At 44.9% G+C, this 24,492-nt stretch carries 18 protein-coding genes; 11 read left to right on the top strand and 7 right to left on the bottom strand.

Annotated features, from left to right (window positions below):
- The first annotated feature begins 8 nt into the window (after nucleotides 1-8).
- Both HXT29_RS05315 and HXT29_RS05310 read left to right on the top strand, forming a co-directional pair.
- Nucleotides 9-1,427: a Mur ligase family protein gene (locus HXT29_RS05315; RefSeq protein WP_064340665.1), complete on the top strand. Its 1,419-nt coding sequence runs from the start codon at nucleotides 9-11 to the stop codon at nucleotides 1,425-1,427.
- 5 nt (nucleotides 1,428-1,432) lie between these two features.
- Nucleotides 1,433-2,230, top strand: a complete 798-nt coding sequence (locus HXT29_RS05310; protein ID WP_422118332.1) for a type 1 glutamine amidotransferase — start codon at nucleotides 1,433-1,435, stop codon at nucleotides 2,228-2,230.
- 126 nt (nucleotides 2,231-2,356) lie between these two features.
- Here HXT29_RS05310 and upp read toward each other — a convergent pair whose 3' ends face one another.
- The 4 genes from upp to HXT29_RS05290 form a co-directional block, all read right to left on the bottom strand.
- Entirely contained in the window at nucleotides 2,357-2,995 is a 639-nt protein-coding gene (upp, locus tag HXT29_RS05305) for a uracil phosphoribosyltransferase (protein WP_004119581.1), read from the bottom strand.
- A 291-nt stretch (nucleotides 2,996-3,286) separates the two neighbouring features.
- On the bottom strand, nucleotides 3,287-3,940 hold the full coding sequence (locus tag HXT29_RS05300; protein ID WP_032842423.1) for a hypothetical protein: 654 nt from the start codon (nucleotides 3,938-3,940) through the stop codon (nucleotides 3,287-3,289).
- 46 nt (nucleotides 3,941-3,986) lie between these two features.
- A complete protein-coding gene (locus tag HXT29_RS05295) occupies nucleotides 3,987-5,147 on the bottom strand; it encodes an NUDIX hydrolase (protein ID WP_422118331.1) in 1,161 nt (386 codons plus the stop codon).
- A 289-nt stretch (nucleotides 5,148-5,436) separates the two neighbouring features.
- Nucleotides 5,437-7,674 (bottom strand): RNA degradosome polyphosphate kinase, encoded by a 2,238-nt coding sequence (locus tag HXT29_RS05290; protein ID WP_422118330.1) that lies wholly within the window; start codon nucleotides 7,672-7,674, stop codon nucleotides 5,437-5,439.
- A 663-nt stretch (nucleotides 7,675-8,337) separates the two neighbouring features.
- Here HXT29_RS05290 and HXT29_RS05285 point away from each other — a divergent pair.
- From HXT29_RS05285 to HXT29_RS05275, 3 genes are all read left to right on the top strand, one after another.
- Nucleotides 8,338-9,069: an MIP/aquaporin family protein gene (locus tag HXT29_RS05285; protein ID WP_032842372.1), complete on the top strand. Its 732-nt coding sequence runs from the start codon at nucleotides 8,338-8,340 to the stop codon at nucleotides 9,067-9,069.
- Nucleotides 9,070-9,219: 150 nt separating this feature from the next.
- Nucleotides 9,220-10,269 (top strand): glutamyl-Q tRNA(Asp) synthetase, encoded by a 1,050-nt coding sequence (locus tag HXT29_RS05280; RefSeq protein ID WP_422118329.1) that lies wholly within the window; start codon nucleotides 9,220-9,222, stop codon nucleotides 10,267-10,269.
- 33 nt (nucleotides 10,270-10,302) lie between these two features.
- Nucleotides 10,303-11,103 (top strand): YggS family pyridoxal phosphate-dependent enzyme, encoded by an 801-nt coding sequence (locus HXT29_RS05275; RefSeq protein WP_422118328.1) that lies wholly within the window; start codon nucleotides 10,303-10,305, stop codon nucleotides 11,101-11,103.
- 38 nt (nucleotides 11,104-11,141) lie between these two features.
- On the opposite strand, the gene HXT29_RS05270 is transcribed toward HXT29_RS05275, so the two are convergent.
- The gene (locus tag HXT29_RS05270) at nucleotides 11,142-11,957 is read right to left on the bottom strand and encodes a fumarylacetoacetate hydrolase family protein (protein WP_422118327.1); all 816 of its coding nucleotides are present in this window, start codon (nucleotides 11,955-11,957) and stop codon (nucleotides 11,142-11,144) included.
- A 315-nt stretch (nucleotides 11,958-12,272) separates the two neighbouring features.
- On the opposite strand from HXT29_RS05270, the gene clpB reads away from it, so the two are divergent.
- The 6 genes from clpB (at nucleotide 12,273) to HXT29_RS05240 (ending at nucleotide 20,313) form a co-directional block, all read left to right on the top strand.
- Nucleotides 12,273-14,867: an ATP-dependent chaperone ClpB gene (gene clpB, locus HXT29_RS05265; protein ID WP_410295710.1), complete on the top strand. Its 2,595-nt coding sequence runs from the start codon at nucleotides 12,273-12,275 to the stop codon at nucleotides 14,865-14,867.
- Between the two features lie 144 nt (nucleotides 14,868-15,011).
- Complete coding sequence (gene rmuC, locus HXT29_RS05260; RefSeq protein ID WP_004105862.1) at nucleotides 15,012-16,352, top strand: DNA recombination protein RmuC; 1,341 nt, start codon at nucleotides 15,012-15,014, stop codon at nucleotides 16,350-16,352.
- A gap of 58 nt (nucleotides 16,353-16,410) precedes the next feature.
- Nucleotides 16,411-17,340, top strand: coding sequence for a hypothetical protein (locus HXT29_RS05255; protein ID WP_174164305.1), 930 nt, complete (start codon nucleotides 16,411-16,413; stop codon nucleotides 17,338-17,340).
- Nucleotides 17,341-17,397: 57 nt separating this feature from the next.
- A complete protein-coding gene (locus HXT29_RS05250; protein ID WP_116971232.1) occupies nucleotides 17,398-18,204 on the top strand; it encodes a TrmH family RNA methyltransferase in 807 nt (268 codons plus the stop codon).
- A gap of 145 nt (nucleotides 18,205-18,349) precedes the next feature.
- A complete protein-coding gene (locus tag HXT29_RS05245) occupies nucleotides 18,350-19,342 on the top strand; it encodes an ABC transporter ATP-binding protein (RefSeq protein ID WP_004105867.1) in 993 nt (330 codons plus the stop codon).
- Nucleotides 19,339-20,313: an ABC transporter permease subunit gene (locus HXT29_RS05240; RefSeq protein ID WP_004574206.1), complete on the top strand. Its 975-nt coding sequence runs from the start codon at nucleotides 19,339-19,341 to the stop codon at nucleotides 20,311-20,313. The genes HXT29_RS05245 and HXT29_RS05240 overlap by 4 nt, the downstream gene beginning before the upstream one ends.
- A gap of 196 nt (nucleotides 20,314-20,509) precedes the next feature.
- On the opposite strand, the gene HXT29_RS05235 is transcribed toward HXT29_RS05240, so the two are convergent.
- Nucleotides 20,510-22,609: an ATP-binding cassette domain-containing protein gene (locus tag HXT29_RS05235; RefSeq protein ID WP_422118326.1), complete on the bottom strand. Its 2,100-nt coding sequence runs from the start codon at nucleotides 22,607-22,609 to the stop codon at nucleotides 20,510-20,512.
- Nucleotides 22,610-22,747: 138 nt separating this feature from the next.
- Nucleotides 22,748-24,298 (bottom strand): cholesterol-dependent cytolysin vaginolysin, encoded by a 1,551-nt coding sequence (vly, locus tag HXT29_RS05230; protein ID WP_004574203.1) that lies wholly within the window; start codon nucleotides 24,296-24,298, stop codon nucleotides 22,748-22,750.
- Nucleotides 24,299-24,492 lie beyond the last annotated feature (194 nt).

Here is a 24,492-nt window from a genome sequence, read left to right as displayed (position 1 = left end):
GATTTAGTATGTCAAGCCGCGACCATGAATCGCATAAAAAGTTGCGCCAAAATTTGCATAAGCATTGGTACAGTTTTGCCATGCCTGCTGTAGGAAAGCTTGTTTGCGCTCTTTCTAGGGTGCTTCACCATGGCGGAAGCGCATTGCCTGGGAAAGTTATTGAGAGCCTCGATTCTGGCTTTTTAGCGCGCACTCTTGCCGCATTGCCGTACGGAATAGTGTTGATTTCTGGCACCAATGGCAAAACTACCACAACGCGTATGGTAACTTCTATGCTGCGCGACGCAGGACTTAACGTATTTACTAATCCAACCGGTTCAAACTTTACTAGAGGAGTAGTGGCAGCCCTTGCAAAAACAATGCCTGCTTTTGGCACAAAACTAAATGCGGATATTGCAGTTTTAGAGCTCGACGAAGCGTACGCAGTGCATTTTGTAAATCAAATCAAGCCTCGCTACTCTTTATTGCTAAACGTTATGCGAGATCAGCTTGACCGATTCGGCGAAATTGACACAACTGCAAAACTATTAAGCAACGTGGCTGAAGCAACCGAAGGAACGGTAGTGCTAAACCGTGAGGATCCACGTATTTGCGCGCTTGCAAAAGTTGTTCCTTCCGGGACTTGTGTGCGGTATTTTGGTTTGGATGACGCTGTAAAAAGCATGTTCCCGACGGATGATGATTTGCACAATAGTTCCGAAAAAAGCGAAAATTGCGAAGATGCTGCAGAAAGCAAGGCTAACAATCTTCCTAAAGCAGACGTTGTGCTTTCAAAAGTTGGAGACCATGAGGCTGAGTTTATACTTGATGGCAAGCGTAAAACCACATCTGTAAAACTTGACGGTGCTTACAATATTTTCAACGCTGCTGCTGCAGCAACAGTAGTTCGCGCTATCTTGGCGGACGCTGCAAAACAAAATTCTGCGCTGCAAAAATTTGATGACGATGCGCTTATGGAAGCGATTTCGCACGTAACTCCTGCTTTTGGTAGAGGCGAAGTAATTGAAGTTAATGGTGCTCCTGTTGAGCTTGTTTTAGTGAAGAATCCTATTGGTTTTAGGCTTGCAATCGCTTCGGATCATCCGCAAAATCACGATACTATGATTGCAATTTGTGACGAATATGCGGACGGTAGAGACATGAGCTGGCTGTGGGACGTTGATTTTGCAAGCTTTAGCGGCACTGGAGTTGAGTGCGTTTCTGGTACTCGCGCATGGGATATGGCTTTGCGTCTGCAATACGATAAAGTCTCGGCTCGCAATGTGAATACGGATTTGGAAGAAGATGCTAAAGCTTTTGTAAACGGCGATTTTAGTGGCAACGCTAAAAATGCTAAACGCATATATTGCACATATACTGCCATGCTTCGCGTGCGCGCGGCTTTAGCGCAACTTGCGGAAGTTAAAGACGTTGGAGTTGGGAAGTAATTGTCATGAATGGTTCCAGTGATATTAGTAAAGCAAATGCTACTTTTGAAAACGAAAATCGCGTGCTACATATTGTGTCGCTATATCCGAAAGACATGAATATTTACGGCGACTACGGCAATGTGCTTACGATTATGCGCCGAGCGGAATTGTACGGTTATAAGCCAGTGCTTCACGAGTACAATGTTGGCGATTTATGGCCAGAGCGCGTGGATATGATTCTTGGCGGCGGTGGTCAAGATCATGGGCAAAGCAGAGTTACTGAAGATTTATTTGCGCGCGCGGGCGCGATTCGTGAGCTTGCAAAAGATGGCGTTCCAATGCTTATGATTTGCGGACTTTACCAGCTTTTTGGAGAGTATTTTGAAACCGTTGAGGGTCAAAAGCTTAAAGGAATTGGAATACTTGGCGAGCATACGGTTGGTCAAGATGTGCGCATGATTGGAAATCTTGTGGAACATAGCGACGATTTTGGCGATATTGTTGGCTACGAGAACCATTCTGGGCGCACAAGTTTGGAAGATGGAACGCAGCCACTTGGCTCGGTTGATGGAGAAAATTGCGGTAATAATGGCAAGGATCACACGGAAGGAGCGCGCAAATACAATGTCATTGGAACGTATATGCACGGCTCAGTTTTGCCGAAGAATCCGCGTCTGGCTGACTTTTTAATCCGTACTGCTGCGCAAAATCGTTACGGCGAATTTTCGCCAAAGCAGACTGATTCTCAAATTGCAGAGCTTGCTAAATTAGACGAATTAGCCGATCGCGCTCGCGAAGTGGCCGTAACTCGTCCGCGGTAAAGAGATTTATCTGCGCAAAATTTGTCAACGCTAAACACAAAAGCCTGCTGAACTTGCAAAGTGTTGCAAAATCAGCAGGCTTTTTGTAGTTTTTGATTCTAGCTTTCGCTTGATTTGGTAAGTATATTAGTCAATCAAGCCATACAAGCGATCGCCGGCGTCGCCAAGACCTGGAACGATATAAGCTTTGTCGTTCAAATGCTCATCAACAGCGCAAACAACAACCTTAAAGTCAATAGAAGGATCAATCTCCTTCTCCAGGCGTTCCAAGCCTTCTGGAGCTGCCAAAATGTTAATAGCAGTAACGTCCTTAGCACCGCGCTCAGCCAAATAGTGTGTAGCAGCAATAAGAGTGCCACCAGTGGCAAGCATTGGGTCAAGAAGGAAGCACTGACGGCCAGTTAAATCTTCTGGTAAACGGTTGGCATAAGTGATGATATCGAGCGTCTGCTCGTCGCGCTTCATGCCAAGGAATCCAACCTCAGCGGTTGGAAGAAGGCGAGTCATGCCGTCGAGCATGCCAAGACCAGCGCGCAAAACCGGCACAACCATTGGGCGTGGGCGGTTCAAATGCTTGCCAGTCATCTTGCAAATAGGAGTTTCAATCTCGCGATCGCTAACTTCCAAATTGCGGGTTGCTTCGTATGCTTCGAGGGTTACCAATTCGGAAACCAACTCGCGGAAAATGTTAGAAGGTGTATTCTTATCTCGCAAAACGGTGAGCTTGTGGTCCACCAGCGGATGATGTAAAACATGAAGATCCATACCTTCTAGATTAGTGCAAGCATTGCACGTTAAGCTAGCGGCGTGCCGTTATTTTTGCGCGAAATATAAACAAATGTTGAGTAAAAATATATTTTATTTAAACTTATCTAACAAAATTAAAATCTAAAATTCAAAAACAGAAACGATACTGACTTGCGAAAGCGCCTGTCGGCGCAAACGCCGCTCGCAGCGGCAAAAAATGGAGCCCGGGGCTTAAGCACAAGTCAGCATCATTTTGAGTATACCTTGTTTTCTGTTTTCACGCGCCGCACAATTTTAATCGAAAATAATTTATTCCAACTTTCCTGCGCGCCACAATTTCGCTCCATGAGCAAAAGATAACGAGAGTGCGTGCATATTAGCGGATACGTGCAAAACTTTTGCAATTTTCTGCGTGTGTATTTTATTTTCCTGCTCGTCTAACTTTTCTGCGTAAACTCGCATTCCGCGTGCAATAATCGAAGTAAAAGCTGAAGATCGGTAAAGCGCTACAGCAAAATCGCCTGTAAAAGCACCGGAAAGAATAGAATCTGCAAGTCGTGCAATATCCTCTCCTGTAGGAGCTTCGTCAATTCCTGTAATAGCTGAAGCGCTCGTTGCTTCAGGCTCGCCAAAGCGCCAATACTCAGCGTAAGCTTCGCGCTGTTTTCGTAGCGACATGCGCAATAAATACAGTCGCCACAACATTCCAGGAAGAGACTCAGCCTCCGCGTGACTCCACAAATCTGCAATAACTTCAATGCCTTCATTCTCAACCAAATTCAGCACGCGCTCAACGATTTCCGGCGACTGCGTTTTATGAACGCGGTTAAGTAAAACAGCGGCTGAAGTGTGGCTAATTTCGTTTACAACCTGCGGATCTGTGCCACCTTCAATCTGCGCGAGCATCGCAGGATCCATTTGTGCAGGTCTGCTAGGACGGGCGGCTCCTGTGGGGCTTGGCATAAAAGCAGATCTGCTTGAATGAATAGAACTCGATTGTGAATTTAAACTAGTAGACACTTGGAAGAACCTTTTCAATATCGATAATGCGAGCGCCTTTAGGGGTATTAATTATGTGCAAAACTATTGCGCTTCCTGTAGGCATGTATGGAGATTTTTGGCTGAGTATGCGTTTGTGTGCTCTAGGTTTTGTTATTTCGCGCAAATAATCGAAGAAAGTGCCGATAACCGGGCGATGCAAGCATATGACTGTTGCATTGTTGGTTGTGCTTACATTGCTAGTTTCGCTTGTATTTTGTGTGTTGCACTCAAGATTTTGTATTTCGTTTATAAGCACAGACAATGTAGATTTTGGTTTTTTCTCGTGACAATCTTCTGTAAGTTCCGCAACCTGTTCGATAGAAAGCGAAGAGTCATGCGCAAAAGCCGCAACTGTTTCTAAGCAACGCTTCCAAGGAGACGATATGATTTTATTCGGCGCGTAGCAGGCAAGCTCGCGGCCTAAAGCGTATGAAGCGGCAGCACCTAGAGGCGTGATTGGTCGAGTCGCTTCGCTTCCTTGCCAAGTTTTTCGAGACTCAGCTTTTCCGTGACGCACTAAAAGCAACGTGCTATATTCTGCTTGACCTTCGTGTAGCTTCTCTAAGAAAGCATCTAGCACTTCGCGGTCACTATCGTGCGTAAGCTTTTTTCGTGCTTGAGAAGGAGTAAGCCATAACACATTGCCGATTTCAGTGGGTTTAGCAGGCTTAATTGGTCCGAAAGCAGGAAGACGCTTTGCTGCGGTTGGCTTATCGATTAAGCGCATCATCCAGTAGTGGATTCGCTTTATTACTTCCGGCTGAGAATTGCGATTTTGGTTGCTATTTGATGAGCTGTTCTTGGAAGATTTTTTGCCTTCGCGCTCAAGCGGATACTCTATTTTGGCGATGTGCGGACCTAGTGTGACTGAATATCCTGTTTCTTCTCCAACTTCGCGCACTGCTGTGTGGCGATGTGATTCTTTTGGCTCATTCTTTCCTTTTGGCCAGCTCCAATCGTCATATTTAGGACGGTAGACTAGGCAAAGCTCAAAATCATCGTCGCTAGACTTTATTGAGTCGCTGCTTGTTTTTGCCTCTCCACTTGCATTTGAGCTGTTTGTAGTATTGCGCTTGCGATAAATAATTCCGCCAGCTGCTTCAACGTATTGCGTCGTTACTGCACTCATATTCACTATTTTAGCGGTTTTCTTTCGCAACTTTTAGTTGTGCCGTAATCTTTTACTTTTGTCACAGTCATAACAGTAACAAATTGTTTTATAATCCTTAAATTTGCCAAAACTGACAAATAATTACTTAAAAAACTTCCTAAAACTGGCAAATGGTGCTGTAGAAGATTTCGACTATTGCTGGAACGCTTGAGATTTAGTCAGATTAGAAGTGGTAATAAACACAAAAAGAGCCAGAAACATGTTACTGAATCTGGCTCTTACTTATCGTTTATTTAGTTGCTTGCGATTAGTTCGCGCCGCGAGGCTTACGCGTGTGAGTATGAATCAAGTAAGCCTGGCTGTCAACGAGCGGACGACCTTCCTTATCGCGAGAATGCAAGGTATACGTGCCGTCACCATCCATCCACCACGAAACAGTAGAATCAGCCATTTGCAAATCAATGTACTGGATTAAAGCTTCAACCTGATCAGGCGCACTGATACGAACCAGCGTCTCAACGCGGCGGTCAAGATTGCGGTGCATTAAATCAGCCGAACCAATCCACACTTCTGGGCCGCTTGCAGGACCGTCGCCAATCTGCGGACCGCAAGAGTTAGCAAAAGCGTAAATGCGGCTGTGCTCAAGGAATCGACCAAGAATAGATCGAACGCGAATATTCTCGCTCAATCCCTCAATTCCAGGCTTAAGCGAGCAGATTCCGCGCTCAACGATATCAATCTTTACTCCAGCTTGCGAAGCACGATACAAAGCGTCAATAGTCTTCTCGTCAACCACAGAATTGACCTTAATCTTAATCCAAGCTTCCTTTCCAGCAAGAGCTGCAGCTTCCTCGCGCTGAATTCGCGCAATAATACCTGTGCGAACTGTACGAGGGGCAACAAGCAGGCGGTGGAAACTAGACTTCGGCGCGTAACCAGAAAGCTGGTTAAACAAGCGAGTCAAATCCTGACCGACTACAGGATCGCAAGTAAGCAATCCCAAATCTGTGTAAAGGCGAGCAGTTTTAGAATTATAATTACCTGTACCAACGTGGCAGTAGCGGCGCAACCCTTCTGCTTCTTGGCGGACCACGAGCGAAAGCTTGCAGTGAGTCTTCAAGCCAACAATGCCGTACACAACGTGAACGCCTGCGCGCTCAAGCTTACGAGCCCAAGCAATATTTGCGTCCTCGTCAAATCGTGCCTTAATCTCAACTAGCGCAAGTACCTGCTTGCCGGCGTGAGCTGCGTCAACAAGAGCATCGATAATCGGCGAATTGCTAGACGTTCGATACAAAGTCTGCTTAATTGCAAGCACTTTTGGATCCGCAGCAGCCTGCGCGAGGAATGCCTGTACAGAAGTAGAGAACGAATCGTAAGGATGATGCAACAAAATGTCATGCTCGCGAATAGAAGCGAAAATATCTTGCGCGTGGCTAGTTTCAACTTCCGCAATCTGACGGTTTGTAGTAGGAATGAACGGACGATACTTCAAATCAGGGCGGTCAAGCGCTTGCAATTCAAACAGTACCGTCATATCAAGCGGCGAAGGCAAGCGATATACTTCCTCAGGGCTTACGCGAAGCTGATTTGCAAGAAGCTGAGAAAGGAATGGGCTGGCCTCGTTAGAAATTTCCAAACGAATTGGCGGTCCAAAGCGGCGGCGAAGAAGTTCCTTCTCCATAGCGTTGAGCAAGTTTTCTGCGTCATCTTCCTCAACGTCAATATCTTCGTTACGCGTAACTCGGAATGAGCGGGCTTCCTTAATAATCATGCCTGGGAAAAGCGATTCCAAGTGTGCTGCAATCAGCTTTTCCATAGTAATGAAGCCGTAACGCTCTTCGCGACCTTCCTCGTCTGTTAAATCGTCAACTGGTACAAGGCGATTCAAATTATCTGGAATCTTTACACGAGCAAAATGCGACTTTCCAGAATTTGGATTTTCGACGATAACAGCCAAGTTAATAGACTTGCCGGAAATGTACGGGAATGGGTGAGCAGGATCCACTGCAAGAGGCGTAAGAACAGGGAAAACTTGCTTTTTGTAGTAATCAGACAAACGTGCTTTTTCTGATTCTGTAAGCTTATCCCAGCTGAGCAAAACAATGCGCTGTTTGGCAAGCTCGGGAAGAATGTGCTCAATAACATAGTGAGCGTGCTCATCTTGACGGCGGTGAGTTACCTCACTAATAGCGCGCAACTGCTGGCGAGGGCTTAAGCCGGATGCTGCAGTTACTGCTATTCCAGAATCTATTCTGCGCTTTAATCCTGCAACTCTAACCATAAAGAATTCGTCGAGATTTGACGCAAATATAGCAGCAAAATTAGCGCGTTCAAGAAGTGGCAAATCTGTATTCTGAGCCAACTCAAGCACGCGACGATTGAACTTCAACCAGCTTAATTCTCGGTCGAAGAAACGATCTTTTGGCAACGGTAGCTCACCCTCACGAGCTTCACGCTTTTCTGCCTTTTCATCTTCGGCGATATGCTCTGCAATTTGACCGCGCAGAATCGCCTTTGAGGGAGCGTCAAAAATTTGTACCATATTCTGTAATTGTATGCGTTGTAAGGGAAGTGCGCGAATGAGTGTCGATTTTATTTGCTTGCTTCGCGCTCGAAAAATATCTTGCGACACGCCGGAGTGTGTCTCATGCGAACGTAATTTAACATGATAACCTTTGCATGTTCACAGAAGGCCGCAAGAGTTACGATTTTTCGTGTGCAATTGAACAGTAGTGACAATATGTTAACAAAGGCTAATTTGCTCTTTACTATTAGGTAAAAAACGATGATAATAATAATTACAAAAACAAAAAAGAGATAGCGGTAACCCACAAAAGTGTATGGATATGAAATCCGTGGACGTTGGACGGGATATTTAAGACTTTAACCGTTGCAACGAGGATGTTGTGAAGATGAAACCGCAGATATTGTTTTTGTAGATAAGAGGCTCGCCAAAGTGGCGGGCCTCTTTTGATGTGAGGGCGATTTTACTATTTACGCAGACTGTCGCGCGTATAAGGGAAACTATCAAAGAATAAATGTTGGAATTCATTTTCTTAGCTTCTTTGAAAATGAGAATATATTGTGTTCCATGCTGTGCTAATCGCAATTGCGAGTTGTTGGACGATTGTTAAGTGACGAGTCGTTATTTATGCGCGTGATTACGTGTGTGGAGTTTGAAACAGGTAAGAAGGATCGAAGGACCATGCAACATTCGTTTATGGCAATGTTGGCTGCAGAATTTATTGGCACTGCTATTCTCATGATTTTCGGAAACGGTGCTGTAGCAAACGTTGAATTAAAAAATACTAAAGGGCACCATGCTGGCTGGCTAAATATTGCTATGGGCTACGGTTTTGGTGTTATGTTCCCAGTGCTCATGTTTGGCGGAATTTCCCACGCGCATATCAATCCTGCTATGACAATTGCGCAAGCTGTAAACGGCATGTTCCCATGGGCTAACGTTGTGCCTTATATTGTAGCTCAGCTTTTAGGTGCGCTGGTTGGTCAGCTTATTGTGTACGTAACGTATTTGCCACACTACAACGAAACTGAGGAGCCAGAAGCAATTCTTGGCACTTTCTGCACTACGGATGCGTATAACAACAAGCTTAACTACTTCCTTAACGAGTTCTTCGGCACACTTGTGCTTGTTCTGGCTGCTCTTTGCTGCCTTACCTCTCCATGGGGTGAGAAGAATTTGGCTGGCGCTTCAATCGTTGTCGGCTTCGTGGTTTGGGGTTTGGTGACTTCTATGGGCGGACCAACTGGTCCTGCTTTGAATCCTGCTCGTGATCTTATGCCGCGTTTACTTCACGCAATTTTGCCAATTCCGCACAAGGGATCTTCTCGCTGGGGTGAAGCGTGGATTCCAGTTATTGCTCCTATTGCCGGCGCAATCTTGGGTGTGGTTATGTATAAGTCGTTATTTGCATAAACATTGCTTTTAACTGTGCTTGATTGCGGTTGGTTGCGATTGTAAGAAGCGCGTAATGCTAGTATGAATGCGTTACGCGCTTTTTATTTTGTAAGCTTATGTTTTGCAAGTTTATGCTTATTAATTAAAGATATTAAGAAAGACTAAATCATGTTTTCGAAGTCAACTATTGCAATTGGTCGTTTTGCGCCTACTCCTTCCGGGCGTATGCATATTGGCAATATGGTAGCAATGTTGGCTGCGTGGCTCTCTGCAAAATCGCAAGGCGGACACATGCTTTTACGTCTGGAAGATCTTGATATTGCGCGCATGCCAAAGGATGCTAGCGCGCGAGTTATTGACGATTTGAAGTGGGCTGGGCTTGATTGGGTCGGCGAGCCGACTTATCAGCATGAACGCACCGCAATTTACCAAGAAGCTCTTGAGGCGCTAGAATCTTTGCAAGACGACGACGGAAAGTCGTTGATTTACCCTTGCTTTTGCTCGCGTTCCGATATTCGCGCGATTGCAGCTCCGCAAGAAGGCGACGGTTTTATACGCTACCCGGGTACGTGCAGAAATCTTCGCAAAACTGCGGAAGGTTTGGCGCAAATCGAAAAGCGTTTGCAAAATAATCAGCAACATTCTTTAAGGCTTGCTGTTCCCTCGGCTGATTCGAGGCAAGCAAATATTGATTTTGAAGACGCGATTTTTGGTGCGCAATCGTTTAACATTAATCGTGATTTGGGGGATATGGTGATTCGCCGAGCGGATGGCGTTTTTTCTTACCAGCTTGCGGTTGTTGTTGACGACGTGCTTTCGGGAGTAAATGATATTGTGCGCGGCCGCGATTTGCTTCGTTCGGCGGCGCTTCAAATTTGGATTGGTGAGCTGCTTGAAAAATCAGGATTTTTTGCGGCTCACGGTACGCATTATGTGCGTCCGCAATTTGCGCACTTGCCGCTAATTGATAACGCTCAAGGTGAGCGGCTTGCAAAAAGTAAGCACTCGCTAGACGTCGGTGCGCTTCGAGAATCTGGCTGGAGTGCCGAGCGCATGATTGGCTATTGTATGTATCTTCTGGGATACAAAAAGCATGGTCAAAATCAATCGGTAGATATGAGTGCTGCCGATGCGCTTGCGTTGTTTGAAAGCCTTGACACGCCGTGGGATTCTGTTCGCGCAAACCTAGCCGACAAATCCGTGCCCTTCCTCGACTAAACTATGTATTTAGATTGATAGATTGGGGCATAAATGGCATATATGACGCAAAAAGATTTAGCGAATACTGAGGTTGATTGTGTTCGTGCGCGTCAAATTGCCGACGGCGTGCACAGCGTGCAAGACGCCATTGCTCAAGCCGAATCGCATTATGGTCGCAAAGCTGAGTCGGTTACACTACTTGCCGCAACTAAAACGCGAGATGTTGGCGAAATCATGGCAGCGCTCAGAGCAGGAGTGCGAGTAATTGGGGAAAATCGCCCACAAGAAATCGTTGCAAAAGCCGAAATTTTACGCGCGGAAGCTGCTAGAGAAGGTTTAAGCGTTGGTGTAAACGGTGAAATTCCACTCTACTTAATCGGTCAGCTGCAAAGTAATAAAATAAATAAAGTTTTACCACTTGCAAATGGTATTCAGTCGGTTGACGGCATTGAACTTGCGCAAAAAATATCTACACGCACGCAAAATTTGGGACTTTGCACAGACGTTATGTTGGAAGTGAACGTTTCGGGAGAAGCTACAAAATCGGGGTGTGCGCCAGAACGCGCGATTGACGAAGCTCTCGCTGTATCTAGCTTGCCTGCGCTTAATTTGCGCGGATTTATGACGCTCGGAGCGCGCGTGGATGATGAAAAAATAGTGAGAAGCGGTTTCGCAAAATTGCGAGGAATTAGAGATTGTGTGAGTGAACAACTTGCGAAAGATTATGATGGAAACTCTGCAAAACTAGAGCTTTCGATGGGAATGTCTGGTGATTTTGCGTGGGCGATTGCCGAAGGTTCAACAATGGTTCGAATCGGTTCGGCAATCTTTGGCCCACGCGCATTCGTGTAGTTTTAAGTCAAAGTTTTAAGTCAAATTGATGATTTTAGTTACGCATGCACAATCACATTGCGCAGCGAACCAATGCCATCTACGTGCACGATAGCTTCGTCACCAGCGCGTAAAGTTCCAGCTGGGTATGGAGTTCCTGTCAAAATCACGTCTCCTGGAAGAAGCGTTGAGAAGCTTGAGATCGCAGCAATTTGCTCAGGAATACTGTGAATAAGTCGAGCTGTAGTGCCGTCGGCTTCTGGCACATTTTCACCATTAAGCGTAAATGAAATATGTGCATCGCGCCAATTTAGCTCGGTTGCAATCCAAGGTCCAAGTGGGCAGGAAGTGTCGAAGCCCTTTGCGCGCGTCCACATTGGGTCGCTACCTGCGCAATCTCGCAAAGTTACGTCATTTACGCAAGTAAAGCCAAAAACGTAATTCATTGCGGTATCTGCAGTCACATTTTTGGCGATTTTGCCCATAACAACTGCCACTTCTGGTTCAAAATTCATGTCGTTTGAGCAAGCAGGAATCACAATCGGATCGTCCGGACCAATTACAGAAGTGCTCGGCTTTGTAAAAATCACCATATCTGCGGCGGTATGCGATTCGGATGCAGGAGAAGCAGCGCGCTCGTCATCAGAACGCGTATCGTAATTTTTTGCCAATCCGTAAACTTTTGAAGGAATTACAGGCACAAGCAAGCGCACGCCATCCGCATCCAACGCGTAACGTTTACCAGTTGGCTTAACTCCTTGCGGACTTAAAGGATGTCCTTCAAGGGCTACTAAATAATCTTTACCGTCGGTTTCGTCTTTTTGGACGAAAGCGTATTGCGGAACTTCATTATACGAAAAACGTGCAATTATCATGTTTTTAAGATTACGACATATTTGCTACTTAATTAAGCATTGCTCGATACTTAACTAAACTTTGCTTACTACTTAATTAAATTATTTGTGTAAATTATTTGCGATTGAAAGTTCTTGAAAACAAAACTTGAGTCTAGTACACTCAAGTTTTAGGAATAAAGTTATAGGAAAATCTGTTATACGTATCAGATACATGAAAGTGAAAGCTCGTTAGAACTCAAAAGTATCGTCAAAAAGCTTGAAATTGCAATAAAAGTTGCAGCGATTTGACTTAACTGAAATGTGTTTTAGAGCTTTCGTGGAAATGAGGTAGATATGGAACAAAAGTTTACAACCTTAGCGCAAGACGCATTAAGCGACGCTGTGCAAAGTGCAGCGGCTGCTGGCAATGCGCAAGTTGACACTCTGCATTTGGCGGATGCTTTACTTCGCCAAGAGCAGGGCGTCGTTCGCGCGCTTATTGCTCAGGCGGGGGCGGACGCGCAACAAATCGGTGCTGAAATTCGTAATGCATTAGTGGCATTGCCTTCATCTACTGGTTCAACTACAACTAAGCCAGATGCAAGTCGTCAGCTTTTGGCTGCCTTAAGCCAGGCAGAAAAAGAAATGCGCGCAATGGGAGACGAATACGTTTCTACGGAACACATGCTTATTGGCATGGTTGCTAGCGAACCAAACGCTGTTGCGGATATTTTCAAAAAGCACAACGTTTCCGCAGACGTGTTGCGTAAGGCTGTGCCAACTGTGCGCGGTGGCGCAAAAGTGACAAGTCCGGATGCTGAAGGCAACTACAAAGCGCTCGAAAAGTATTCTGTTGATATGACTGCGCGCGCTCGCGAAGGAAAGCTCGACCCAGTAATTGGGCGCGATCAGGAAATTCGTCGCGTGATTCAGATTCTTTCTCGCCGCACGAAGAACAATCCTGTGCTAATTGGCGAGCCGGGCGTTGGAAAAACGGCAGTTGTAGAAGGATTGGCTCAGCGAATTGTGGCAGGAGATGTGCCTACGACTTTGCAAAACAAGCGTCTTATAAGCCTCGATTTGGCTTCGATGGTTGCAGGTTCGAAGTATCGCGGCGAGTTTGAGGAACGCTTAAAGGCAGTGTTGAAGGAAATTCAGCAATCGGACGGTCAAATTATTACGTTTATTGACGAAATTCACACTGTTGTTGGCGCAGGATCTGCAGAAGGTTCAATGGATGCTGGCAATATGCTTAAACCAATGCTTGCGCGCGGTGAGCTGCGCTTGGTTGGTGCAACTACGCTTAACGAGTATCGCGAGCATATTGAAAAGGATTCGGCGCTTGAACGCAGATTCCAGCAAGTGTTTGTTGGCGAGCCTTCTGTTGAAGACACGGTGACGATTTTGCGCGGACTTAAGCAACGTTACGAAGCACACCACAAGGTGACGATTAGTGACGATGCAATCGTAGCCGCAGCAACGCTTTCAAACCGCTATATTACTGGCAGACAACTTCCAGATAAGGCGATTGATTTGGTGGATGAAGCGGCAGCTCACTTGCGCATGGAGCTTGATTCACAGCCAGAAGAAATCGACGAATTGCAGCGCAAAGTTACGCGTCTTGAAATGGAAGAAATGCAATTAAAGAAAGCGGAAGATGCTGCTGCGCGCGAACGCTTAGAAAAGTTGCAGGAAGAATTAGCTAACTCGCGCGAAAAGCTTACTGGATTGAAAGCGCGTTGGGATGCGGAAAAGGCTGGCCATAACAAGGTTGGTGATTTGCGAGCGCAACTCGACGCTAAGCGCGTAGAAGCCGACAAATTCACGCGTGAAGGCAACTTGGAACAAGCAAGCCGTATTTTGTATGGCGAAATTCCAAGCATTCAAAAAGCTTTGGAAGAAGCGGAGTCTGAGGCCTCTAACGCTAAGAGTGAAGCGAAAGAGCCAATGGTTCCAGACCAGGTTGATGCTGATTCTATTGCAGGAGTTGTTAGCGAATGGACGGGCATTCCTGTTGGTCGCTTGATGCAAGGCGAAAATGAGAAGCTGCTCAACATGGAAAAGGAGCTTTCTAAGCGCGTTGTTGGCCAAAGCGAAGCAATCCAGGCTATAGCGGATGCTGTGCGCAGAAGTCGTGCTGGAATTGCAGACCCTAATCGCCCAACTGGTTCCTTCTTGTTCTTGGGTCCTACTGGCGTTGGTAAGACGGAGCTTGCTAAGGCTCTTGCCGACTTTTTGTTTGACGACGAGCGTGCAATGGTTCGCATTGATATGAGCGAGTACATGGAAAAGGCTTCCGTTTCGCGTCTAATCGGTGCTGCTCCTGGTTACATTGGCTATGAGGAAGGCGGCCAGCTTACTGAAGCTGTGCGTAGACGTCCGTATTCTGTAGTGCTTTTTGACGAAGTTGAGAAGGCGCATCCAGAAGTATTCGACGTTTTGTTGCAGGTTTTGGACGATGGTCGTTTGACTGACGGTCAGGGTAGAACGGTTGATTTTACGAATACGATTTTGATTATGACATCAAACTTGGGTTCGCAATTCCTTGTGCAAGAGGGCTTGGACGATGCTGCTAAACGTAAGGCTGTTATGAACGCTGTTCACGCTGAGTTTAAGCCAGAGTTCATCAACCGTTTGGATGAGCTTGTTATGTTCCATCCGTTGAGCCGCGAAGAGCTTGGTGGAATTGTGGATATTCAAGTTCGTCAAGTGGCTGCACGCTTGAGCGACCGCCGCATTAGCTTGGATGTGAGCGGTTCTGCTCGCGCTTGGCTTGCGGAGCATGGCTATGATCCAGTTTATGGTGCTCGTCCGTTGCGTAGATTGGTTCAAACGGAAATTGGCGATCAGCTTGCTCGATTGCTGCTTTCTGGCGATGTGCATGATGGCGCTCGCGTAGTTGCGGATTGTGAGAATACTAGCGACCATGTGACCCTAAAGATTGCGTAGTTCCTGCATTCTTCAATGTAGTCAAATAAAAAAGCGTGCTGTTTATTGGATTATTTTCCAGTAGACAGCACGCTATTTTGTATTAGGTAATGCACGTGTTTAATTATGTTTCAAAAGTCAACTCAATAGTGTTTAATAGAACGTATGTTCGATAATATTGTGATGTTTGTTTTGATGGTGGTTGCTGTTGTAATAACCGCCATTGTTGTGCTGGCTATTGTTAAGCACAACTCTGGAACGCAAGGCGCTAATGGCGTAAACCAACGCGAATTTAACGAATTGCGCTCGCAGTATGAACAAGCGCGCGCTCAAGCTCAAGAAAATGGTAATCAGGCTATACGGTATCGCACGCAAGCAGAGCAGCTTGCTGAGCGATTAAAGTTTGTTGAAGCAGAACTTGCTAAAGCGCAGCAAGCAGAGCAATTGCGAGTGAATCGCGAAGAACAATTGCGCGCAGAGCGAGAAGAACGCGAACGGTTAAATCGTGAAAAAACTTTGAAAGAACAAGGTAAAGTTTTGGAAGCGCTTGCTCCAGTAAAAGACAATCTCGAAGCATTGAAGAATAAAGTTTCGCAGATTGAAGAAGGGCGTAAACAAGAAATGGGTGTGCTGAGCACTCAGCTTAAAGGCTTAAGTGAGCAGCAAACAAGGCTTGACCGCGAAACAAGTTCGCTTTCTGCAGCATTGCGAAATAATAAGGTTCGCGGAGCTTGGGGCGAGGCTCAACTAAAGAATATTGTTGAATCTGCGGGCTTGCTTGAGCATGTTGATTTTGATACGCAGGTTGTTGTAACTGGAGTAAATGGCGAACAGCAGAGGCCAGATATGGTTGTGCATCTGCCAGGAGGCAAAACAATTCCAGTTGATGCAAAAGTTCCGTATGCGGATTATCAGCGTGCTTGTGAAATCCCAGATAACGCAAGTGACGAAGAATTAGCTAGAAGGAGCGAGCTTCTAAAAGCGCACGCTAAGGCTCTGCGAGAGCATGTTAGAGTATTAGGAGCTAAAGCGTATTGGCAGGCTTTTGAAACAGCACCAGACTTTGTAGTTGCATTTATTCCAAACGAAGCATTGCTTCAGGCGGCTCTTGAAGCGGATCCAACGCTTATGGATGATGCTTTTGCACAAAAAGTAGCACTCACTTCACCAGTTACTTTGTGGGCTGTGCTTAAGTCTGTTGCGTACGCATGGCAGCAGCAAAGTCTTACAGATGATGCAAAAGAACTTTTCGATTTATCTAGAGAATTGTACGATCGCTTTGCGGTTCTTGGAGAAAATGCTTCAAAACTTGGCGTATCTTTGGCAAGAACAGTTGCAGCTTACAATAAGTTTGCTTCCTCACTTGAGTCTAGAGTGTTGGTAACAGCGCGTAAACTTCAGAAGTTAGATCAAAGTAAGGTTATTGCTTCAATAGATCTTATAGATTCCGATAAAGCTGATGTTAAAGAGCTGAGCGCTCCAGAAGTATCAGTAGAAGATCGTTAAGCATAAAAACATCAAAGCGTCAAAAATTGGACAGCTCTAAATGCTAAGGAGTGCAAAAATGGCAGAATTACAAGAGGAACGCGCGGAACTTAAGCGCATGCTTTGTGCGGATATGAGTGCGAAACCATTTAGCGAACTGTTTTCTGTTACATTTGCTCAGCGCGGCTCTAAGCTGGTTGGAGATGTTCTTTTTGATGCAATTGAGAAAGCTGGGTATTCGTTAGAACGCGATGTTGACGCTATTGGTGCGTTAACTGCTGCTGCAGTGCCGATGGTTTTTGCGCTTATTCATGCTGCAGAACGTAAAGGAATTGCACTCGACGGCTTTGTTATGGATTTTGTTTTTCCTGCAACAAAAGGTCCGTCAGTTAAAGGCAAGCGAGTATTGTTACTTGACTCTTGGCTTTCTGAAAAATCGTATGTTCAAACTTCTTCGCTTGTTACTTTACGACACGGCAATGAATTAAGTCTTGATTTTGGCATTGTTCATCAGCAAGGCGCGCAAATTCTTGCTATAGTTGCATTAATTGGTGGTGTTGACGCCGACGAACAAGGCATGAGGCATCTTCAATTAGTAAATCCAATAAGTGAGGAGAGTACTAAAATGGCATTTGTTCAAGCTTTCGGTGAAGAAGAATTACGTGCAGATGCAGATCACGAAGATTGCTGCAACGACAATTGCTGTGGCGGCCATTGTGAGGTTAAATGCACGGGAGATTGTGCTAACGATGGTTGCACTGAGCCTTGCTGCGAAGATAACTGCTGCGGTGGCCATTGCAAAGTAGAGTGCACGGGAGATTGCGCTCATGACGGTTGCACTGAGCCTTGCTGTGAAGATAACTGCTGCGGTGGCCATTGCAAAGTAGAGTGCACGGGAGATTGCGCTCATGACGGTTGCACTGAGCCTTGCTGCGAAGACGATTGCTGTGGCGGTCATTGCAAGTCAGGTTGCACAGGCGATTGCGCAACTGACGGCTGCCAAGACTAGTTGTAATTACTAGCTGCCAATACTAAGCAAAAGTATTAAACGGAGCAAAACTCACACATGCACGAACCGAATCCAATTACTTTGGCTGCAAAAGCTTCCGATGAACCAGAATTTCGACCTATAGGAGTTGGCCCGTGGGAAGAAGAGCATCCAGGTGAGCCTCGTCCAGATAATCCAGAATCGCCAAATTACGATGCGCGGTTTAGCGCTGAATTACTAGACGAAGGTGACCAGCGCAACGTCCTAGACCGCTACCGATACTGGAAAGTAGAAGCTATAAAAGCGGATCTCGATTCTAAAGGACGCCACGAGTTTGAAGTAGCTGTAGAAAATTGGACTCACGATTTCAACATAGGCTCTATGGTTCGCACTGCAAATGCGTTTACAGCGAAAAAAGTGTATATTGTAGGGCCTCATAAATGGAATCGTAAAGGCTCGTTAATGACTGAGCTTTACCAATACGTTGAGTGCTGCCCAACTATTGAAACTCTAGTAACTAATTGGCGCGAAAATATAGTACGAGAAGCAGAAGAAGCGCATCAACTTTTGCTTAAAGCACAAGCAGAAGGCAACAAAGAAGCTGAAAAAATCGCAAATATAAAGGAACACGACGCTAAAAACGCGCGCGTTATAGCGCTCGATATTATTCCAGGTGCTGTTGCTATGGAAAACTACAAGTTTCCTAAACGTTGCCTTATGCTTTTTGGTGCAGAAGGTCCGGGTCTTTCTAAAAAAGCGTTAGAAATGGCGGATGACGTTGTTTATATTTCGCAATTTGGCTCTGTTCGCTCGCTAAACGCAGGAGCAGCTGCGGCTGTTTCCATGCACGCATGGATTGCGCAACATGCAGCACCAAATTGCTGAATCTTAATAAAATATTAATTAGAATTTCGGTAGCAGAATTTTGTCAGCAGAATCTCATCAGCAATATTAGTTAAAACGCAGTAGCTTGTACTCATAAACGCTTACATTTGATGTTTATTTTTTTTATTTGTGATATTGTTAATTTATGTTAGAATTTCAACATATTACAAAGCGTTTTGGTGCAAAGACAGCGCTTAACGATGTTTCTTTCGTCGCCGAAGACGGTAAAGTCACGGGCTTTTTAGGACCTAATGGCGCTGGTAAATCTACAACCATGCGTTGCGCGTTAAATCTTATTCATGCAAATAGTGGCACTTCTCTTATTGACGGCAAACCTTACGCAAAAATTGCATCCCCAATGACGGAAGTTGGCGCAGTTCTTGATGCAAAGTCTGCTCACAGAGGTCGAACGGCTTACAATCACCTGTATTCATTGGCTTTAACTCACGGAATATCAAAGAAACGTGTCGATGAAGTCATTGATATTACTGGTTTAACTAGCGTAAAAAATCGCAAGGCAGGTTCATTCTCGCTTGGCATGGGTCAGCGTCTTTCCATTGCTGCGGCTCTTTTAGCAGATCCACATAATCTCATACTTGACGAACCGGTTAATGGTTTGGATCCGGAAGGTGTTAAGTGGGTTCGCGAATTATGCAAGTATTATGCAAGCCAAGGTCGTGCAATACTACTTAGTTCTCACTTAATGAGCGAAGTCGCGCTTACTGCAGATAATCTTGTGATTATTGCGCACGGAGAAATTTTGGCGCGCACAACAGTACAAGATTTTGTTAATGCACATTCTCAGCATGCTATACGTTTAGTGACACCTGAAGGCGAAAAACTAAAGTCTGTGCTCACTCAGAATCATCCGGAATGTAAGATTTTGTCTGATAATCGCACACCTCAAGATGTTCAAGAGGGCGAACTTTTTAAGGTAACAGGTTGTGAGCTTAATCAACTTGCTCGCGAAATTGCAGATAATCAAATTATGGTTTACCAGCTAAATCAAGAGCATGCATCGCTTGAGGAAGCATATTTGGCTCTTACGCACGGCCAAGAGCAGTACGTAACAAAAGCATTGCCAAATGCTACTGCTGCGACTGGAACGCAATATGCGGATGGAGGAAATGCAAAATGAGTGAGCAAATTAATCAATCTGTTGATCAATCTGTTAATCAAGAAACAAGCAACTCTTACAAAACCGGCAGAAGCATGAACGCTCAGCATCTACGTCTTACATTTATGCACTCGCTTAAATCTGAGATGGTTAAGTTGCGTGGACTTGCATCAACCTGGTGGTGTATGGCATTGGCCATTGTTTTGCCTGTAATTTTCAGCTTTATTATCGCGATTGTGCAAAAAACAATATCTAAAGTTGACTTTACTAAACATGGTGCGTCTGCTGGCAAATCAAGCGGTGTAGTCACCATGGGGCCGAGCGATAAAAGCAGCCTCATTTCTTCTCAAGAAGGTATTTTCAACTTAGTTATTAGTTTTGCCTCTATATCTTTGATTATTATTGCGATTTTTGCAGTGCTTGCTATAACAGCTGAGCATTCCACAACTTCAATTCAAGCTTCGCTTACGTCTGTACCACGCAGGGGTATGTTCTTTACTGCTAAGTTTGTTGCAATCACAATCTACGTTTTTGTTGTGCAACTTATTGCAATGGCAGTTTCGTTAGTTGCTGCAGAATTAGCATTTATGGGTGAGAATATCTCAGGCTTGTCTGGAAGTAGAACATGGCAATTACCTCTTACTCTGTTCCTTGGCTCACCTGTAATTATGGTTGTTGTGGCAGCAATGGCGTACGGTTTCGGCATGATTTGCAAGTCAACTGCTGGCGGAATTATGTGCGTTATTGGAGCCGTGATGATTTTGCCTACTTTTGTTAGCATTATTATGATTACGAGCAATTTCGCGAAGTGGACTTCAATACTTATGCAGCTTTTGCCAGCCAAGGCTGTGAGCCGATTCTTAGGAACGGGCGAACAACTTCCGCCAGACGCAACTGCTTTCGAATGGTGGCAGTCCGGTTTAGTGGTTCTCGCTTGGGCTGTAGTCATGTACGCAATTGGCTACGTTATTGAAAAGCATCGCGATATTTAAACATAGTAAGTATAAATAAAAAATAAGCCCCGTTCGATTGCAATCATTACTGAGCAAACGAGCGGGGTTTATTTATTGCAACTTTTGCCGATACTAGTTTTAATTCTTTTTGCTAGAAGTAAAGCGCCCACTGCAAATAGCATAACGCCCCGAGCAACCATAGCAATAATAGATGGCACTAATTCTGGCACTAAGCTCATTGTGCATTTTCTTGAGAATCCTGATCGTTTTGTTTCTTTTTAGCAAATTGAGGATGAGCATACTCTGGCCCAATATATGAAGTATCAGGCAATGGTAGCTCGGTAGTAGGCTTAGCATACTGAGGTTGCGCATACTGCTGTTCACAATGCTGTGGTTCAGGATACTGATCTTGTTGCGCATACTGCTGCTCATAGTATGGTTGCTGACTGTATTGCGGATTGTAATATTGTGGCTGCGCGTACGGCTGTTGTCCGTACGGCTGTTGTGCATACGGCTGACCGTATTGGATTTGTTGCGGTTGCTCATATTGTTGTTGTGCATACTGATTTTGTTGCGCGTATGATTGTTGTGCGTACGGCTGCTGTGCGTACGGTTGTTGAGCGTACGGTTGTTGAGCGTACTGCTGATCGTATTGTATTTGTTGTGGCTGTTGAGCGTACGGTTGTTGCTCATATTGCTGTTGAGCATACGGTTGCTGTGCGTACGGCTGCTGAGCATACTGATTTTGTAAGTATTGTGGAGTCTCCTGCTGCGGTTGAATAGGTTGTGCCTTTTGAGCTGGCAAGTCAGTTTGAGAGGCTTCCTCTATTACGTTGGCGTGTAGCACAGGTGCAGGTTGTGGTTCAGTCTCAGGCTTGGCTTGAGGCTCAGGCTTGGCTTGTGGTTCAGGTTCAGGTTCAGGTTGTGGCTCGGGTTGTGGCTCAGGTGTTACTTGCACAGCAGTCTCAGGCGCTACCTTTGTTTCATGCTCTGTCATTTGCTGCGTATCAAGCTCAGGAAATACCTGTGCTTCAGGCTCAGTAGTCACATGCGTTTCAACCGCAATTGTTGCCTGAGGTTCAACTGCCTTAGGTTCTGCAACTGCTTGAGGTTCTTCCGCCAGCTGAGGCTTTACTTCTTCCTTTACTGCTGTCTCTACTTCTGCCTTTACTGCTGTCTCTACTTCTGCCTCCACAGTTGTATTCTCTGTTGTTAGTTGAGGTTCAGGAGTCAATTGTGGCTCAGGCTCATTTAACAATTGAGTATCTACTGCCGCATCTTGCGTTAATTGTTGTATTGAATTTAGCTGAGTCGTTTCATTGTTGACATTATTAGGGATGTGTTCCTGAGCATATGCTTCTGTAGAATTTTGGTATTTTTGTACATTGTTATAAACATATGGAGGTTTGGACACATATGCTGCGTTGTCTCCTATTGCCGCCATATACGCATCTTCGAGTGAAACACATTCTTTACTCAACTGATATGTAAGTAATTGTTTATCGTTAAAGAATTGCGCCAAATCTGCAATATTTGCATTATTTATAACGAAAGCTGCGCCTTCCTGTACGTCTTCGTTTTTGTGCTCAACTTGCATAATAGAGCATTCACTATGCTGCGATTGCATAATGTCAAATAGCTTTTCTGGTTCAGGAGTAACAACTCGTACAGTGTTCTGAGAATATGCAGTAAGCAAATCTGTCACGCTTGTTTTTTGTAGAATTTTACCATGTGCAATAATAACAAGATCGTCTGCAATAAGAGAAAGCTCACTAATGTTATTAGTGCTGATAAGTACCGCACCACCGCGTTCTGCATAGTATTTGCAGATATCGCGCATCCATCTAACTCCTTCAACGTCTAAGCCATAGAATGGATTATCGAGAATAAGATTATGAGGATCTGTGAGAAGTGCTGCAGCAATCTCAAGTCGTTTGCGCATGCCGGTTGACATTTCTTTAATTTTCATATTTTGTATAGAGTTGATTCCGGCAATATCCATAATCTCTGATACGCGCGTTTTTGGAATTTTGCAATACTTCGCGACGAATGTGAGCTTTTTTATAGCACTAGTATTTCTATAATTAGCTTTTAAATCTAATACTGTGCCGACTGTTTCTATTGGGGAATTAAGTTTTTTGTATGGGACGCCGTCGAATAATGCTTCACCTCCATTGGCTTTTATGAGTCCCAATGCGCAATATAGTGCAGTTGATTTTCCGGAACCGTTAGGTCCAACAAAACCTGTAACTTTACCATCTTCTGCTACAAAAGAAATATTATTTAGTACTTGCTGTTTTTTATAGTACTTAGATATATTTTGTATCTCTAACATAACTAAATCCTACTGCTAAAAATGTAATAAAAAAATCCTATTTGTGTAAAAAATTAAGGACTTCATCTCATAACTGGCTATAAGATAAAGTCCTTAATTTTTCAGTTTTATTTATTTATGCTCAATTGCAATATGAGTTCAGTCATTCTTTACAGTTTCAGCAACGCGAGGCCACAAGGTTGTGCCCCAGTTCTTGATTGTGCGCTGGCGAACCAACGGCAAATCAGTACGGTTGTACACTGTACGCCATGGTTCCCATACTAAGCCGGTCTTTTCTTCCAACTTAATGCGAAGATTGCGCACATTGCCCTTGAACTGAATCGTTGTGCTGAAGTGAGCGGTACGATACTTGCCGTTTCCTTCCCAAGCGCGAGAACGTACGTATGGAGTTCCGTCGATATCAGTGCCGTACTCATCCCAGTAGACGTAGTAGCGAGCTACATAAGCTCCACGGTGATCCAAGGTCAAATAACCGTCACGGTAAGCAGAAACCTTAGTCTCAACATAATCGCTGTTGCTCTGGAGAGTTGCTACTTCGTTATCTTTTACGAAGGAAGTAGTGTAAGCGATTGGAACAGCTGGGCTAGAGGTGCTCAAATTTGCACCTTCCTGAATCAAAGCCTTTAGCGTATCGATATTGCCGGTAATAACCTTTGCTGCACCGTTAGCGCTGCCGCCGAGAATCACTGCAGTAACAGAAGTATTCTGGAGAATGCGATGGAATTCGGTGTTTGGCTTGATTTCTACGCCCTTAATTGCTGCTTCTACTGCAGCCTGGAAATCAGTGCTCTTGCTGGTGGTATCGAACTTTACGTACATTGAGCGACCATAAGCTACGTTTGACACGTAAACTGGTGGACGTTTGCTGTCAACGCCACGGTTCTTCAAGCTTTCTGGCGTGGTGCATGGAGCAAAGAAATCTGCTGGGCTATCTGGAGCGTCGACGCTTACTGTGTAGTAAGTTTGCTTGAAGTTCACAATTTGAGTCTGCTTCTCACCCTTGTGTACCGCATCGAAATCAATCTTCAGCGGTACGCCAATCTTTGCAAAATCAGCACCAAACTTAGCCTTGAGCTGGTTCATGCTTTGTGCGCTTGCGGAATCATACTGCATACGAGCTGCTACATGATGGCTTGCTGCATATTGTGCATTCCATTTAGAAACTAAACCGTTAACTGCTGAAGTAACGGAGCTCTTGGTTGGATGTTGCACAGTTACAGCACTCTCGCCGCCGTGGAAGCCTGGCAAATCAATGCTCAAAGTTAATGGTGCGCGATTTGCTGAAATCAAGCTTGGCATGTTATCCATCAAATTCTGGTCAGCGCGGAATAATGCACCAGGATACACGCGATCATTGTTGGCCGAAGTTACCGACAAGTTTGACGTTGTATTGGTGATGTTCTTCTTCTGATGCTCAACAACAACGAATTCGCCGTTCTTGTTGAAGCTGTCGCTGGAGAATTTATTGTTAATTGTTTCGCCGTGACGTGCGAGAATATTTGTTTTATCGTAATGCAAATCCCACAAGTAGTTGTTCAGCGAGTCCTTGCTAGCTGCGCAAGATGCAGCTGGTGCAGAAGGCTTTGTGGAAGAATCTGCCATTGCTGGAACTGCTAAGCATTGTGGAATAATAGTCGCGCCCGCGAGCAACAACATTGCTGCATTACGGTAGAACTTTGTGCTCTTCATATGTATCCTTCGATTTTTATTAGATTTTATTTCAAATTATTTTTCAGTGAGATGCCGCAAAATACGTGCTTCAGTGCATATATATGCTTCAGTGCATCAGCTTCAGCTTCTCACATCACATGATTATTACACACTTTTTATTTATGCGATAATTGTTTAAAATAATTTTTTTAAGTTTCAAACAAAAGTTTAAA

The sequence above is a fragment of the Gardnerella sp. DNF00550 genome, from assembly GCF_049262685.1.
GTDB classification, from domain to species: domain Bacteria; phylum Actinomycetota; class Actinomycetes; order Actinomycetales; family Bifidobacteriaceae; genus Bifidobacterium; species Bifidobacterium leopoldii.
This window is presented reverse-complemented; position numbering and strand designations above follow the sequence as displayed.

Excerpts from the sequence above, each read along its gene's own strand:
- HXT29_RS05315 (WP_064340665.1), top strand. The coding sequence starts at position 9 with ATGTCAAGCCGCGACCATGAATCGCATAAAAAGTTGCGCCAAAATTTG.
- HXT29_RS05310 (WP_422118332.1), top strand. The coding sequence starts at position 1,433 with ATGAATGGTTCCAGTGATATTAGTAAAGCAAATGCTACTTTTGAAAAC.
- upp (WP_004119581.1), bottom strand. The coding sequence starts at position 2,995 with ATGGATCTTCATGTTTTACATCATCCGCTGGTGGACCACAAGCTCACC.
- HXT29_RS05300 (WP_032842423.1), bottom strand. The coding sequence starts at position 3,940 with ATGCCAAGCCCCACAGGAGCCGCCCGTCCTAGCAGACCTGCACAAATG.
- HXT29_RS05295 (WP_422118331.1), bottom strand. The coding sequence starts at position 5,147 with ATGAGTGCAGTAACGACGCAATACGTTGAAGCAGCTGGCGGAATTATT.
- HXT29_RS05290 (WP_422118330.1), bottom strand. The coding sequence starts at position 7,674 with ATGGTACAAATTTTTGACGCTCCCTCAAAGGCGATTCTGCGCGGTCAA.
- HXT29_RS05285 (WP_032842372.1), top strand. The coding sequence starts at position 8,338 with ATGCAACATTCGTTTATGGCAATGTTGGCTGCAGAATTTATTGGCACT.
- HXT29_RS05280 (WP_422118329.1), top strand. The coding sequence starts at position 9,220 with ATGTTTTCGAAGTCAACTATTGCAATTGGTCGTTTTGCGCCTACTCCT.
- HXT29_RS05275 (WP_422118328.1), top strand. The coding sequence starts at position 10,303 with ATGGCATATATGACGCAAAAAGATTTAGCGAATACTGAGGTTGATTGT.
- HXT29_RS05270 (WP_422118327.1), bottom strand. The coding sequence starts at position 11,957 with ATGATAATTGCACGTTTTTCGTATAATGAAGTTCCGCAATACGCTTTC.
- clpB (WP_410295710.1), top strand. The coding sequence starts at position 12,273 with ATGGAACAAAAGTTTACAACCTTAGCGCAAGACGCATTAAGCGACGCT.
- rmuC (WP_004105862.1), top strand. The coding sequence starts at position 15,012 with ATGTTCGATAATATTGTGATGTTTGTTTTGATGGTGGTTGCTGTTGTA.
- HXT29_RS05255 (WP_174164305.1), top strand. The coding sequence starts at position 16,411 with ATGGCAGAATTACAAGAGGAACGCGCGGAACTTAAGCGCATGCTTTGT.
- HXT29_RS05250 (WP_116971232.1), top strand. The coding sequence starts at position 17,398 with ATGCACGAACCGAATCCAATTACTTTGGCTGCAAAAGCTTCCGATGAA.
- HXT29_RS05245 (WP_004105867.1), top strand. The coding sequence starts at position 18,350 with ATGTTAGAATTTCAACATATTACAAAGCGTTTTGGTGCAAAGACAGCG.
- HXT29_RS05240 (WP_004574206.1), top strand. The coding sequence starts at position 19,339 with ATGAGTGAGCAAATTAATCAATCTGTTGATCAATCTGTTAATCAAGAA.
- HXT29_RS05235 (WP_422118326.1), bottom strand. The coding sequence starts at position 22,609 with ATGTTAGAGATACAAAATATATCTAAGTACTATAAAAAACAGCAAGTA.
- vly (WP_004574203.1), bottom strand. The coding sequence starts at position 24,298 with ATGAAGAGCACAAAGTTCTACCGTAATGCAGCAATGTTGTTGCTCGCG.